Here is a 12,865-nt window from a genome sequence, read left to right on the forward strand (position 1 = left end):
CGGTATGGAGATGCACCCACGCGGTCAACGCCGAGCCCGTGCCCGACGTATAAGGGCAGCTGGGAGCCAGAAACTATCGGCTTGAATGTGAAACTTTCATCATCCGGAGGCGCCGCACTCCGATGCCCGGCCGCCACGGCATCAGGCAGCCTTCCCCGATCGGGCCGCCGCGGAAACCCCCGATCTGCCTATTTTTCCTGGTCTAGCGTGACGTACCTACCGGTCGGTACTGTGTTTTCCGGAATAATCGTCCACTGCGGGAGTTCTGCGCATGTCTCTTTCGCACGCCCAGGCCCAGGACCAGCTCACCGGCCCCGGCCAGCTGTTCGAGATCGAGGAGATCGGCGACACCGGGATCCGCACCTGGAAACACGCTCCAGGCCACTTCCGCGCACTCCTGCGGACGAGCAGGCTCCACGGCGAGAAGGACTTCCTCGTCTACGAGGACGAGCACATGACGTTCGAGGAGCACTTCCGCCGCGCCGCCACCCTCGCCCACCGCCTCGTCGACGATTACGGCGTGCGCAAGGGCGACCGGGTGGCGGTGGCCATGCGCAACTACCCGGAGTGGGTGGTCTCGTTCTCCGCAGCGCTGGCGGCCGGAGCCGTCGCCGTACCGCTGAACGCCTGGTGGACGGAGGCCGAGCTGGCCTACGGCGTACGCGACTCCGGCGCCAAGGTGCTGATCGCGGACGGCGAGCGCGCCGCCAGGCTGGCCTCGACCGGCGTGCCGATGATCGTCACCAGGGGCGAGGCGCCGGAAGGGGCACGCGCGTTCGCGGAGGTGCTCGGCGAGGTCGCCGCCGGCGTCGAGCTGCCCGACGTCGAGCTGTCCCCCGAGGACCCGGCCACGATCTTCTACACCTCCGGCACCACGGGCAGCCCCAAGGGCGCACTGGGCAGCCACCGCAACCTGGGCCAGTCCCCCATGACGGTCGGGTACGGGCACATGCGCGCGCTCGCCATGGCCGGCAAGGACCCCGCCGCCTCGGCGGGCGTCCGCCGGGTCACCCTGCTGACGGTTCCGCTCTTCCACGTCACCGGCTCCTTCTCGGCCCTGACCACCTCCATGTTCAGCGGCGGCGGCCTCGTGCTCATGTACAAGTGGGACCCCGGCAAGGCCCTGGCCCTGATCGAGCGGGAGAAGATCACCGGGATGATCGGGGTGCCGACGAACGCCTGGCAGCTGATGTCCCACCCCGACTTCGGCGCGTACGACCTGTCGTCCCTGGCCAGCCTCGGCTACGGCGGCGCCCCCGCACCGCCCAGGCTGCTGGAGCGCATCGGCGAGAACCTGCCCGACCGCGCGCCCTCCAACGGCTACGGCATGACCGAGACGAGCGCCCTGGCCATCGGCAACGGCGGCGCCGACTACCAGGCCAGGCCCGACAGCATCGGCCGGCCGCTGCCCGTCGTCGACGTGCGGGTGGTCGACCCCGCGGGCGGCGAGCTGCCGCCCGGCGAGGTGGGCGAGCTCTGCGTCCGCGGTCCCAACGTCATCCTGGGCTACTGGAACAAGCCGGAGGCGACGGCGCAGACGTTCATCGACGGCTGGCTGCACACCGGCGACCTGGCCAGGATCGACGAGGAGGGTTTCGTCTACATCGTCGACCGGGCCAAGGACATGGTGATCAGGGGCGGCGAGAACGTCTACTGCGCCGAGGTGGAGGCGGCCATGTTCGAACATCCGGCGGTGGACGACGTGGCCGTGATCGGCGTGCCGCACGACGAGTTGGGCGAGGAGGTCGGCGCGGTCGTCCGCCTGGCGCCGGGCGCCTCGGCCACGGCGGAGGAGCTGCGGGCGTTCCTGACCGGCCGGATCGCCACGTTCAAGATCCCGGTGCACGTGTGGTTCCGTGACGGCGAGCTGCCCCGCAACCCCGGCGGCAAGATCCTCAAGACCCGCCTGCGCAGGGAGATCCTGGGAACCTGACCGGCCCGCCCGGCCGCCCTCCTCCGGGGGCGTCCGGGCGCTTTCCGATCACGTCCGGCGCCGACGTGACGGTCCTCACAGAGACGGAGTCTCCGCAGGTCGTACCGCCTCCACGGAGCCCGCTCGCGTGCCCGCTTACCTCGCGCGTAATCGCGGCCCCTATCCCGTGGCTGACATCGTTCAGGTGTCGCACCGACCCACTGGAGGAGCTGAGATGACCGCTCTGACCGTCACCACCGACCGGACGAGGTTCCTGCGTCTCGTCCTGGCCGCCGACGCCGTCGTCACCGGCGGCAACGGGCTGGTCTACCTGGCCGCCGCCGAACCCGCAGGCGCTCTGCTCGGTCCTGACGCGGCCCTGCTGCGCGGCGTCGGCGCCTTCCTCCTCGTGTACGGCGCCGCGGTCGGCCTGCTGGCCGGCCGAGCGCCGCGCCGCACGATCAGCCCGGCCGCCACCAGGGCGGTCATCGCCCTGAACATCGGCTGGACCCTCGCCGGCATCGCCGTCGTCGTCACCGGCGCGCTGGACCTCACCACCGCCGGCGCCGTCTGGGTCATCGCCCAGGCGCTGCTCGTGGCCGTGTTCGCCGAGCTCCAGATCGTCGGCCTGCGCAAGACCCGCACCACCTGACCAAGGAGAAGACATGACCCTCGTGGAACGCTACATCGCCGCCTGGAACGAGACCGACCCGCAGGCCCGCGCCGAGGCCGTGGCCGAGCTGTGGACCGAGGACGCCACGTACACCGACCCGCTCGCCGACGTGGCGGGGCACGCCGGGATCGCCGCCGTGATCGAAGGCGCGCAGGGCATGTTCCCCGGCATGGTGTTCACACCCGGCGAGCTGTACGACGCGCACCGCCACCTCGCCAGGTTCACCTGGCACCTGGGCCCGGCGGACGGCGAGCCGGTGGCGGTCGGCTACGACGTAGTGGAACTGGCGGAGGACGGCCGGATCCGCAAGGTGCTCGGCTTCCTCGACCAGGCACCCGCCGCCTGACCCGGCGCCTCCGAGGCCCTCGGCTCCGCCGGGGGCCTCCCGCCGCGCCCCGGAGAAGGTGCACCCCGGCCGCGTGCGTGCCGCGGAAAACGGTTTGCCCGGCCACGACGTTCGCCCGGACAATTCACTCTCGTGCTCGCCGCAGTGAAACGCCTTCTTCGCCACCTCACCCTCGACGTGAGTCCGCTGCGCGACTCCCGCGACTACCGCCTGCTCTTCGTCTCCGGCGTCATCACGATGTTCGGGACGTTCATCACCATGGTGGCGATCCCGTTTCAGATGAAGGAACTGACCGGCTCCTACCTCGCCGTCGGGCTGGTGAGCCTGGCGGAGTTCGTGCCGATGGTGGTGTGCGGCCTGTGGGGCGGGGCGATGGCCGACGCGCACGACCGCCGCACGATCATCCTGTGGAGCGAGGTCGGCCTGCTGGTCACCTCCGCCGCGCTCATGGCCAACGCGCTGCTGCCCACGCCCCAGGTGTGGGTCCTGTACGTGGTCGGCGCCGTCTCCACCGGCCTCGCCTGCCTGCAACGGCCCAGCATGGAGGCCGTGTTCCAGCAGGTGGTCAGGCACGAGCAGCAGGGCGCGGCCGCGGTGCTGACCAGCCTGCGCTGGAACTTCGGCGCCATCGTCGCCCCGGCGCTCGGCGGCCTGCTCGTGACCACCTACGGCTCGGCGGTCGCGTACGGGCTCGACACGCTGACCTTCGTGCTGTCGCTGCCGCTGCTGTGGCGGATCCGGTCGTTGCCGCCGGCCGAGGACGCCGCGCCCGCGTCGCTGACGTCGCTGGTCGACGGGTTGCGCTACGCGGTGGGGCGCAGCGACCTGATGGGCACGTACCTGGTGGACATCGCCGCGATGGTGTTCGCGATGGCGACGGCGCTGTTCCCGTTCCTCGCCGACGAGCTGGGCGCGCCCCAGGCGCTGGGGCTGCTCTACTCCGCGGGCGCGGTGGGCGCGCTGATCGCCTCGCTCACCGGCGGGTGGGCGGCCAACGTGCGACGCCACGGCCTCGGCGTGATCATCGCCGCCGCGCTGTGGGGCGCCGCGGTGGCCCTGGCCGGCCTGGCCACGAACGTCTGGCTCATCGTCGTCTGCATCGCCCTGGCGGGCGCCGCCGACATGATCAGCGGCATCTTCCGGATGACCATGTGGAACCAGACCATCCCGCGCGAACTGCGCGGCCGCCTCGCGGGCATCGAGCTGCTCTCCTACGCCAGCGGCCCGATGCTGGGCAACGCCAGGGCCGGCCTGATGGCCAACCTCGGCGGCACCCGCTTCTCGCTCGGGGCCGGCGGCGTGTTGTGCGTCGCCGCCGTCCTGGGACTCGCCGCCGCCCTGCCGAAGTTCCGCGGGTACGACGCCCGTACGGACGAGCACGCCCTGGCGGAGAAGGCCCGCAGGGAGGCGGCCACCCCGGAACCCACCCCCTGACCAGCCGCTCCCCCACCCGCGCAGCGAGCCGGACCTCACCGCCGACCGGCTGCCCATCCGTCGGATGGGCAGCCGTACGCGGTGTGTGCGCCCATTCACCTGGCGTGAGCACATTAGATTGGTAGCGTTAAGCCATGACTGCCGAAGCGGTGATCGAGATGACGTCGTCCTCGCTGCCCGACTGGGTTTTCCCCCCTCCTGAGGGGTTCACCGCAGAAGACCTCGATCACATTCCGGATTTGCCTGCGCACACAGAGTTGATTGACGGAAGCTTGGTCTTCGTGAGCCCTCAAGCCTCCTTCCACATGCGTGTCACCTCGCTTCTCGAAAGCGAAGTGCGCCGCGCGACACCGGCAGATCTCAGGGTGCGCCGGGAGATGAGCGTCATCCTCGACAGGGACCAGCGCCCCGAGCCGGACCTCTGTGTCATCTCCGCCGGCGCCGAGGAGCACGCCGAACAGACCTTCTATCACGCGCGGGATGTCCTGCTGGTGGCGGAAGTGGTCTCACCGGAGTCCAGAACGCGCGACCGCCAGCGCAAACCGCAACTCTATGCAGGTGCTGGCATCCCCAACTTCTGGCGTATAGAGAACCATTCAGGCAAGGCGGTCGTCTACGTGTACGAGCTCGACCCCGCCACCCAGTCCTACGCCCTCACCGGGATCCACCACGACAGGCTCAAGCTCACGATCCCCTTCGACCTCGACATCGACCTCGACGACATCGACCGCATCTGAGCCTCAACCCGCCTCCCGCCACCCCTCATACCGCGCGACCAGCTCATCCACCCTGGCCAGCGAGCGGTCGTCCATGCCTTCGACGACGACCAGCCACTGGGCGTCCTCGGCGTCGTCCTCCCCGGCCAGCGTCTCCCGCACCACCCGCGGCACCCCCGACGAGGGGAACCACTCCCCCAGCGTCTCGGCGACCTCTTCGGCGTCATCCCGCTCGCCGAACACCAGAAGCACACTCATAGCCTGATGATCGCATCCCGCACCCTGCGCGCAGGCGGGGATCCCCCACTCGACCTCACCACGCTGGACGCGAGCGGAACCGGGCAGAGGGCCGGCACGGCGCCCCGCCGCACCGGCCCTCTGCCAACGATCACCCGCGGAGCTGGGCACCCACGCGGTCGGCCGCCATCGCCACCGCCGCGTCCCGCGCCGCCGTGGTCTCCTCGACCGTCAGGGTCCGGTCGGCCGCACGGAACCGCATCGAGTAGGCGAGCGACTTGTTGCCCTCGCCCACCTGCGCGCCTTCGTAGACGTCGAACAGCCGGATCGACTCCAGCAGCTCACCGGCGCCGTCGCGCAGGGCCGCCTCGACGTCGGCCACCGGCGTGAAGTCGGGAACGATCAGCGCGACGTCCTGGGTGGCCACCGGATAGGCGGAGACGGGAGGCGTCTCGACGGGGCCCGGCATGGCCGCCTCCAGCCGCGACAGCTCCAGCTCCATCGCCGACGTGCGGGCCGGCAGGCCGTAGGCCTCGATGACCCGCGGGTGCAGCTCGCCCGCGTGGCCCACCAGCGTGTCGCCGAGATAGAGCGCCGCGCACCTGCCGGGGTGCCACGGCTCGTGCTGGTCGGCGCTGATGGACAGCTCCGCCCGCGCCTCGGCCGCCACCAGCCGGGCGGCCTGCACCGCGTCGGCCCAGGTGGCCGGCCGGCCGGCGCCCCACCAGCCGGACCGCTCGAACTCGCCGGTCAGCACGACCGCGACGCGCAAGGGCTGGTCGGGCAGCGCCGCCTCGATCGAGGCGAGCTCCTCGGCCGTCGGGCGGCGCTCCACCCCGAGCGCCGGCGCCGCCTCGGGAGCTCCCTCGCGCGGCCGGTAGACCGGCCCGCTCTCGAACAGAGCCACGTCGGCGAACCCGCGCCCGACGTTGCGCACCAGGGTCTTGAGCAGCCCCGGCAGCAGCGTCGTGCGCATCAGCGGCTCGTCCTCCGACAGCGGGTTGGCCAGCCGCATGGCGTTGCGGCGCGCGTCGTCGGCGGGCAGCTGCAGGTGGTCGAAGTCGGCGGCGCTGACGAACGGGTAGCTGAGCACCTCGACGTAGCCGCCCTCGGCCAGTGCCCTGCCCACCCGGCGGCGCAGCCGCTGACCCTCGGTGAGCCCGGCGCCGGCCGGGGCGGCGGGCAGCACCGACGGCAGGCTCTCGTAGCCCTCCAGCCGGATGACCTCTTCGGCCAGGTCGTTGGGGTCGGTGAGGTCGGGCCGCCACGACGGCGGCGTCACCGTGATCATGTCGTCGCCCGTCACGGCCAGCTTGGCCGCCAGCTCGCCGCCGGTCACGACCCCGGTCGGGTCGACACCGCCCTGGCGCACGGCTGCGTCGTCACCGTCGACGACGACGCAGCCGACCTGCTGCAGCCGCGCGACCACGGTCTCCTTGGAGTAGGTGGTGCCGGCCACGGCCCCGGGGTGGCCCGCCGGGATCGCGATGCGCGCCGGCGACACCTCGACCTCGGCGTGCGTGACGCCGGGCTGCACGGTGGCGCCGCCCAGCTCGGCCAGCAACTGCACGGCCCGCCACGAGGCGACGAGCGGCAGCTCCCGGTCGACGCCGCGCTCGAACCGCTTGGACGCCTCCGACACGAGCCCGTGCCTGCGGGACTCGCGGGAGATGCCGGTCGCGGAGAAGTGAGCGGCCTCGATGACGATGTCGGTCGAGCCGTCGGAGATCTCGGTCTCCAGGCCGCCCATCGTGCCCGCCATCGAGATCGGCCCCGACTGGTCGGTGATCAGGATGTCGTCGGGGTCGAGCTCGCGCACCACGTGGTCGAGCGTCTCCAGCCGCTCACCGGGCCGGGCCCGGCGCACCACGATCTCACCGCTCAGCCTGCCCCGGTCGAACGCGTGCAGCGGCTGGCCGAGCTCCAGCATCAGGTAGTTGGTGATGTCGACGGCCAGCGACACGGGACGCATGCCGGCACGTGCCAGGCGTACCCGCATCGGGAGCGGGGTCTGCGCGGCCGGGTCGAAGCCGCGCACCTCGCGCAGCACGAACCGGTCGCACGCCGTCGGGTCGGCGATGGAGGCCGGCCACGACGGCCCCGTCGCGGCGGGCGGCTCGACGTCCGCGGGGTCGCGGAAGGCCACGCCGAACGCGGTCGCCACCTCGCGCGCCACACCCCTGATCGACAGCGCGTAGCCGATGTCGGGGGTGATCTCCAGCTCGATCACCTCGTCGCGCAGGCCGAGCAGCTCGACCACGTCGCCGCCGATCGGGGTGCCGGCGGGCAGCACCATGATGCCGTTGTGGTCGTCACCGAGCCCGAGCTCGCGCTCGGAGCAGATCATGCCCTCGGACATGCGCCCGTAGGTCTTGCGCGCCACGACCTCGAACCCGCCCGGCAGCACCCCTCCGGGCAGCACGACGGGCACCCGGTCACCGGCGGCGAAGTTGGTGGCGCCGCAGACGATCTCGCGCGGCGTCGCCTCGCCCGTCTCGACCTTGCAGTGCCTGATCGGCTTCTTGAAACCGGTCAGCTCCTCGATGGCGAGCACCTCGCCGACCACGACGTTCTTGACGTCGTGGCCGTGCGAGGTGATCGACTCGAGCTTCAGCCCGGCGGCCGTGAGCTTGTCGGCCACCTCGTGGGCGGTGACCGCCGGGAGATCGACATACTCCCGCAGCCAGGAAAGCGGGACCTTCATCAGATCTCCATTCCGAACGGGAGCGTGAAGCGCACGTCTCCCTCGACCATGTCACGCATGTCCTCGGCGTTGTGGCGGAACATCAGCGTGCGCTCGATGCCCATGCCGAACGCGAACCCGGAGTATCGCGACGGATCGACCCCGCACGCGATGAGCACGCGCGGGTTGACCATGCCGCAGCCGCCCCACTCGATCCAGCCCTCCGACTTGCAGGTGCGGCAGGGCGGGTTGCCCGGGATCGCCGATGCGCCGCGGCAGACGAAGCACTTGAGGTCCATCTCGGCGGACGGCTCGGTGAACGGGAAGTAGTTGGGGCGGAACCGGGTCGAGATGCCCTTGCCGAACATCACCTCCGCGAACCGGTCGAGCGTGCCCTTGAGGTGGGCCATCGTCAGGCCCTCGTCGACGGCCAGCCCCTCCGTCTGGTGGAAGACGGGGGTGTGGGTGGCGTCGAGCTCGTCGGTGCGGAACGTCTTGCCCGGTGAGATCACGTAGACCGGCAGCTCGCGCTGGAGCAGCGCGCGGATCTGCACCGGCGAGGTCTGCGTGCGCAGCACCATGCCGGACTCCGTTGAGCCCACGAAGAACGTGTCGTGGTCGGAGCGCGCCGGATGGTCCTTGGCGATGTTGAGGGCGTCGAAGTTGAACCACTCGCCTTCGAGCTCGGGCCCTTCGGCCACTTCGTAGCCCATGGCGACGAACGCGTCGGCGATGCGCTCCTGCAGCGTGGCGAGCGGGTGGCGGGCGCCGCGTGGCCGGCGGTCCCACGGCAGGGTGACGTCGACGCTCTCCTCGACGAGCACGCGCGCGTCGCGCTCGGCCTCGAGCTCGGCCTGGCGTGCGGCCAGCGCCTCGTTGATCACCTTTCGGGCGGCGCCGACGCGTTTGCCGGCCTCCGCGCGCGCGGCCGGCGGCAGGGCGCCGATCTCCCGGTTGGCCAGGGCGATGGGCGAGCGGTCACCCGCGTGCGCCAGCCTGGCCTGCTTGAGTGCGTCGAGGTCGTCGGCCGCCTTGATCGCCGCGACGGCGTCGGCCTCCATGCGGGACACCTCGTCGGCATGCAACGGTGTCACCTCGACGGGGTCGTAGTCAGACAAGAGTGAGCTCCGTATCCAGGGCTTGAGCGGAAATGAGTCTAGTGGGACCCGCCCACCGGGCCCGAATCGCTCGCTACGGGGTCGCGAAGTCAGGCGTGCCGGTGGGCACGGTAAATCGGAACTCCGCCCCGCCCTCGGGGGCCCGCTGCACGGCGATCGTGCCGCCGTGCGCTTCGACCAGGCCTTTCACGATGAACAGGCCGAGCCCGGTGCCGCCGCGCCTGCGGCTGTTTCCGCCGCGCCAGAACTGCCTGAAGACGCGCGGAGCCAGCTCGGGCTCGATGCCCTCGCCCTCGTCGCGCACCGACACGGCAACTCCCCATCCAACGGACTCGATCTCTATGGTCACAGTGCCGCGCCCATGGCGCAGCGCGTTTTCCACCAGGTTACCCAGGATCTGGTCGATCTTGTCCTGGTCGAGCCACATCTCCGGCAGGTGGTCGCCGGACACCAGGCGGAACCGGTGTTCGGCCTCGCCGGCCGCCACCCGCCCGGCGATGAGCCTGCGCGCCCTGGCGGGAAGGTCGACGACCTGGCGGCGCACCTCCAGCCGCCCCGACTCGATGCGGGAGACGTCGAGCAGCTCGGTGATGAGCCGTGTGACACGGTCGGCGTCGTTGTTGACGGTCTCGAGCATCACGCGCTTCTGCTCGTCGGTGAAGCGCGTCCACTTGGCCAGCAGGGTCGCGGTGAACCCCTTGACGCTCGTCAGCGGCGAACGCAGCTCGTGGGCCACCGTGGAGACCAGGTCGGCCCGGCTGCGCTCCAGCCGGGCCCGGGCGCCGCCGTCTCTGAGGGTGATCGTGATGCGCTCGACCTCGCCGCCGCGCTCCGGCTCGCGGATGAACCGGGCCGTGACGTAGAGCTCCTGGCCGCCCGGCAGGTGCAGCGGCCGCTCCGGCACCCTGCTCCGCGTACGCAGCCCGCCCTCGAGGTCGAGGGCCTTCCACCAGTCACGCCCGTCATGGTCGCGGAACGGGAACACGTCGGTCATGTGCCGGCCGACCGCGCGCTCCATGGCGATGCCGGTGAGCCGCGCGGCGGCTCGGTTGACGGCGACCACGCAGCCATGCCGGTCGGCCACGATGAGGCCGTCGGGGAGATCGTCGATGGCTATCGTGCACGCGGCGGCCACAACGCGCCCGTCGGTGTCTGCGCCGTGCACGACCTCGCCTCCTCCGCCTACATCGCCGACAATAGCGGGTTTCCCGCCGCCTAGGACACTCGCTGAGCCCTGGCGGAAGAGTAAAGGCACACCGCCGCCGCGGTGGCCAGGTTGAGACTTTCAGCCTGTCCGTAGATGGGCACCCTGACCACGTCGTCCGCCTCGGCGAGGATCTCCTCCGGCAGACCCCAGGCCTCGTTGCCGAAGATCCACGCGGTGGGGCCGGACAGATCGACGTCGTCGAGCGTGCGCTTGCCCGTGCCGTCGGCCGCCAGCACGCGCAGCCCCCGCTCCTTGAGGTGACGCACGGCGGCGCCCACCGGAGCACCGATGACGACGGGAAGATGGAAAAGACTGCCCGCGCTGGCGCGTACGCACTTGCCGTTGTACGGGTCGACGGAGGCGTCGGTGAAGATCACCGTGTCGGCCCCGGCGGCGTCGGCGGCGCGCATGACGGTGCCGGCGTTACCCGGATCGCGCACATGCGCGAGCATCGCCACCAGGCGCGGCGTGCCCTCCAGGGCCCGCTCCAGGGGGACGTGCACGAGCCCGCAGACCGCCACCAGCCCTTGCGGGGTCACGGTCTGGGAGAGCTCGGACATGACCTCGCCGCTGGCCCGGTGCACGGGGACGCCCTTGAGAGTGGCCTCGGTGATCAGCTCGGGGTGGCGCAGCTCGGCCTCGGCCGTGCTGAACAGCTCGAGGACCACGTCGTCGAGCTTGAGCGCCTCGCGCACCGCCTGCGGCCCTTCGGCCAGGAATCTACGGTCCTGCTCCCTGAAGGCCCGCTTGGTGAGCCGCCGGGCCGCCTTGACCCTCGGCGACCGCACGTTGGTCAGCTCGGACCCCGCCATGCTCTCCCCCACGCCCTTGCCCGCGTCCTTGCCCGCGCCCGGCGGGCCACGTCCCGCGGCCCGCGCGCTGGACGCGCTTCGTGTGCGTCCACAGCAAAGGGCCCACCGTCATCGGTGGGCCCTCGTTCAAAGCAACTGCCTCAGCCCGCGGCCGGAGCGTTCACGTCGGCCGGGAGCGCCTTCTTGGCGGCCTCCACGAGCGTGGCGAAGGTCTGGCTGTCGTTGACCGCGAGGTCGGCGAGGATCTTGCGGTCGACCTCGATGTTGGCCAGGCGCAGACCCTGGATGAGGCGGTTGTAGGTCATGCCGTTCTGGCGGGCGGCGGCATTGATCCGCTGGATCCACAGACGGCGGAACGCACCCTTACGGTCCTTGCGGTCCCGGTAGGCGTACGTCATCGAGTGGAGCATCTGCTCCTTGGCCTTGCGGTAGAGACGCGACCGCTGGCCACGGTAACCGCTCGCCCTCTCGAGGACGACCTTGCGCTTCTTCTTGGCGTTGAGCGCCCGCTTCACGCGTGCCATGATTCTTCTCCCCGGGGGTTCGCGCTACTTGGCGAGCAGCTTCTTGATCTTCTTGTGGTCGGCGTCGGAAAGGACGACCTCGTTCTTGAGACGGCGCGTCAACGTGGACGACTTCCACTCGTTGTAGTGCGCGCGATTGGCACGGCGACGCTTGATCTTGCCGGTGCCGGTGAGCCGGAACCGCTTCTTCGCACCGCTGTGCGTCTTCATCTTCGGCATGTCGCCGTCTCTCCTCGTTTCGGTCGTGCCACTGGCCGGGCCGGTGCTGGCCGACCCGGTAGCGGCGTCTTCGTCTGCCGGTGGCTTGGCTGGGGCCGCGCTTGTAAGGCTAACCCCAACTGCGGGTCACGCTTCCTGTGCGGAAGGCTCCTCGCCGCCACGCTGCGCCTTGGCTGCGGCCTTTTCGGCCTTGGCCTCGGCTTTCTTCTTGTGCGGACCGATCACCATGATCATGTTACGGCCGTCCTGCTTGGCGTGGGACTCCACGAAGCCGAGCTCCTGGACGTCGTCCGCCAGCCGCTGCAGCAGCCGGAAGCCGAGCTCCGGCCGGGACTGCTCGCGACCACGGAACATGATCGTGACTTTGACCTTGTCTCCCGCCTTGAGGAACCGCACCACGTGACCCTTCTTGGTCTCGTAGTCGTGCGGGTCGATCTTCGGCCGGAGCTTGATCTCCTTGATGATCGTGTGCGCCTGATTCTTGCGCGCCTCGCGCGCCTTCATCGCGGACTCGTACTTGAACTTGCCGTAGTCCATGAGCTTGCACACGGGCGGTCGAGCCGTTGCCGCGACCTCGACGAGGTCGAGGTCGGCTTCCTGGGCGAGCTTGAGCGCGTCGTGAATGGAGACGATGCCTACCTGCTCGCCGTTCGGGCCCACGAGGCGAACCTCGGGAACTCGGATACGCTCGTTGATGCGGGGCTCAGTGCTGATGGGGCCTCCTAGGTTTGCGATCCCTACGTGCTCGTCGTGCCGAGAGCCCCTCGCGCTGCGAACGCGAAAAGCCCCGCACGTCGCGCATGCGGGGCCACTGAGCTCTGTGGCTTCGTGGCCTCGAGCTCCCCGGAGTAGTCCGGCGTGATCCTGGACCCGGCCGCCTTTCGGCGACTCAGGTGGGAGGGAGACCTCCGCTTGCGCGTCCAGCAAGGCATGCCGGACCGATCAGAGAGCTACATTACCACAACCACGACGCCTCCCCGAATC

At 70.6% G+C, this 12,865-nt stretch carries 13 protein-coding genes; 5 read left to right on the forward strand and 8 right to left on the reverse strand.

What is annotated here, in order from left to right; all coding sequences use genetic code 11:
* Positions 1-271 precede the first annotated feature (271 nt).
* From ABGB14_RS39015 to ABGB14_RS39035, 5 genes are all read left to right on the forward strand, one after another.
* A complete protein-coding gene (locus ABGB14_RS39015; RefSeq protein WP_347648892.1) occupies positions 272-1,933 on the forward strand; it encodes an AMP-binding protein in 1,662 nt (553 codons plus the stop codon).
* Positions 1,934-2,147: 214 nt separating this feature from the next.
* Positions 2,148-2,564, forward strand: coding sequence for a hypothetical protein (locus ABGB14_RS39020; protein ID WP_347648893.1), 417 nt, complete (start codon positions 2,148-2,150; stop codon positions 2,562-2,564).
* 13 nt (positions 2,565-2,577) lie between these two features.
* Positions 2,578-2,931: a nuclear transport factor 2 family protein gene (locus ABGB14_RS39025; protein ID WP_347648894.1), complete on the forward strand. Its 354-nt coding sequence runs from the start codon at positions 2,578-2,580 to the stop codon at positions 2,929-2,931.
* 132 nt (positions 2,932-3,063) lie between these two features.
* Positions 3,064-4,365 (forward strand): MFS transporter, encoded by a 1,302-nt coding sequence (locus ABGB14_RS39030; RefSeq protein WP_347648895.1) that lies wholly within the window; start codon positions 3,064-3,066, stop codon positions 4,363-4,365.
* Positions 4,366-4,499: 134 nt separating this feature from the next.
* Complete coding sequence (locus tag ABGB14_RS39035; RefSeq protein WP_347648896.1) at positions 4,500-5,102, forward strand: Uma2 family endonuclease; 603 nt, start codon at positions 4,500-4,502, stop codon at positions 5,100-5,102.
* 3 nt (positions 5,103-5,105) lie between these two features.
* Here the strand turns inward: ABGB14_RS39035 and ABGB14_RS39040 are convergent, their stop codons facing one another.
* The 8 genes from ABGB14_RS39040 to infC form a co-directional block, all read right to left on the reverse strand.
* Positions 5,106-5,339 carry a hypothetical protein gene (locus tag ABGB14_RS39040; protein WP_347648897.1) on the reverse strand — a complete coding sequence of 78 codons (234 nt, stop codon included), beginning with the start codon at positions 5,337-5,339 and terminating at the stop codon, positions 5,106-5,108.
* Between the two features lie 130 nt (positions 5,340-5,469).
* A complete protein-coding gene (locus tag ABGB14_RS39045) occupies positions 5,470-8,022 on the reverse strand; it encodes a phenylalanine--tRNA ligase subunit beta (protein ID WP_347648898.1) in 2,553 nt (850 codons plus the stop codon).
* A complete protein-coding gene (pheS, locus tag ABGB14_RS39050) occupies positions 8,022-9,062 on the reverse strand; it encodes a phenylalanine--tRNA ligase subunit alpha (protein ID WP_347648982.1) in 1,041 nt (346 codons plus the stop codon). The genes ABGB14_RS39045 and pheS overlap by 1 nt, the downstream gene beginning before the upstream one ends.
* A 130-nt stretch (positions 9,063-9,192) precedes the next feature.
* Entirely contained in the window at positions 9,193-10,284 is a 1,092-nt protein-coding gene (locus ABGB14_RS39055) for an ATP-binding protein (RefSeq protein ID WP_347648899.1), read from the reverse strand.
* 50 nt (positions 10,285-10,334) lie between these two features.
* Positions 10,335-11,138, reverse strand: a complete 804-nt coding sequence (locus tag ABGB14_RS39060) for an RNA methyltransferase (RefSeq protein WP_347648900.1) — start codon at positions 11,136-11,138, stop codon at positions 10,335-10,337.
* A 140-nt stretch (positions 11,139-11,278) separates the two neighbouring features.
* On the reverse strand, positions 11,279-11,662 hold the full coding sequence (gene rplT / locus ABGB14_RS39065) for a 50S ribosomal protein L20 (RefSeq protein ID WP_347648901.1): 384 nt from the start codon (positions 11,660-11,662) through the stop codon (positions 11,279-11,281).
* A 24-nt stretch (positions 11,663-11,686) separates the two neighbouring features.
* Positions 11,687-11,881: a 50S ribosomal protein L35 gene (rpmI, locus tag ABGB14_RS39070; RefSeq protein ID WP_132503691.1), complete on the reverse strand. Its 195-nt coding sequence runs from the start codon at positions 11,879-11,881 to the stop codon at positions 11,687-11,689.
* A 126-nt stretch (positions 11,882-12,007) separates the two neighbouring features.
* Positions 12,008-12,595, reverse strand: a complete 588-nt coding sequence (gene infC, locus ABGB14_RS39075; protein WP_220448520.1) for a translation initiation factor IF-3 — start codon at positions 12,593-12,595, stop codon at positions 12,008-12,010.
* Between the last annotated feature and the right edge of the window lie 270 nt (positions 12,596-12,865).

The organism is Nonomuraea sp. B10E15, assembly GCF_039871615.1.
GTDB lineage: Bacteria > Actinomycetota > Actinomycetes > Streptosporangiales > Streptosporangiaceae > Nonomuraea.

Coding starts and splice junctions, on each gene's coding strand:
- ABGB14_RS39015 (WP_347648892.1), top strand. CDS start 272: ATGTCTCTTTCGCACGCCCAGGCCCAGGACCAGCTCACCGGCCCCGGC.
- ABGB14_RS39020 (WP_347648893.1), top strand. CDS start 2,148: ATGACCGCTCTGACCGTCACCACCGACCGGACGAGGTTCCTGCGTCTC.
- ABGB14_RS39025 (WP_347648894.1), top strand. CDS start 2,578: ATGACCCTCGTGGAACGCTACATCGCCGCCTGGAACGAGACCGACCCG.
- ABGB14_RS39035 (WP_347648896.1), top strand. CDS start 4,500: ATGACTGCCGAAGCGGTGATCGAGATGACGTCGTCCTCGCTGCCCGAC.
- ABGB14_RS39040 (WP_347648897.1), bottom strand. CDS start 5,339: ATGAGTGTGCTTCTGGTGTTCGGCGAGCGGGATGACGCCGAAGAGGTC.
- ABGB14_RS39045 (WP_347648898.1), bottom strand. CDS start 8,022: ATGAAGGTCCCGCTTTCCTGGCTGCGGGAGTATGTCGATCTCCCGGCG.
- pheS (WP_347648982.1), bottom strand. CDS start 9,062: ATGGAGGCCGACGCCGTCGCGGCGATCAAGGCGGCCGACGACCTCGAC.
- ABGB14_RS39060 (WP_347648900.1), bottom strand. CDS start 11,138: ATGGCGGGGTCCGAGCTGACCAACGTGCGGTCGCCGAGGGTCAAGGCG.
- rplT (WP_347648901.1), bottom strand. CDS start 11,662: ATGGCACGCGTGAAGCGGGCGCTCAACGCCAAGAAGAAGCGCAAGGTC.
- rpmI (WP_132503691.1), bottom strand. CDS start 11,881: ATGCCGAAGATGAAGACGCACAGCGGTGCGAAGAAGCGGTTCCGGCTC.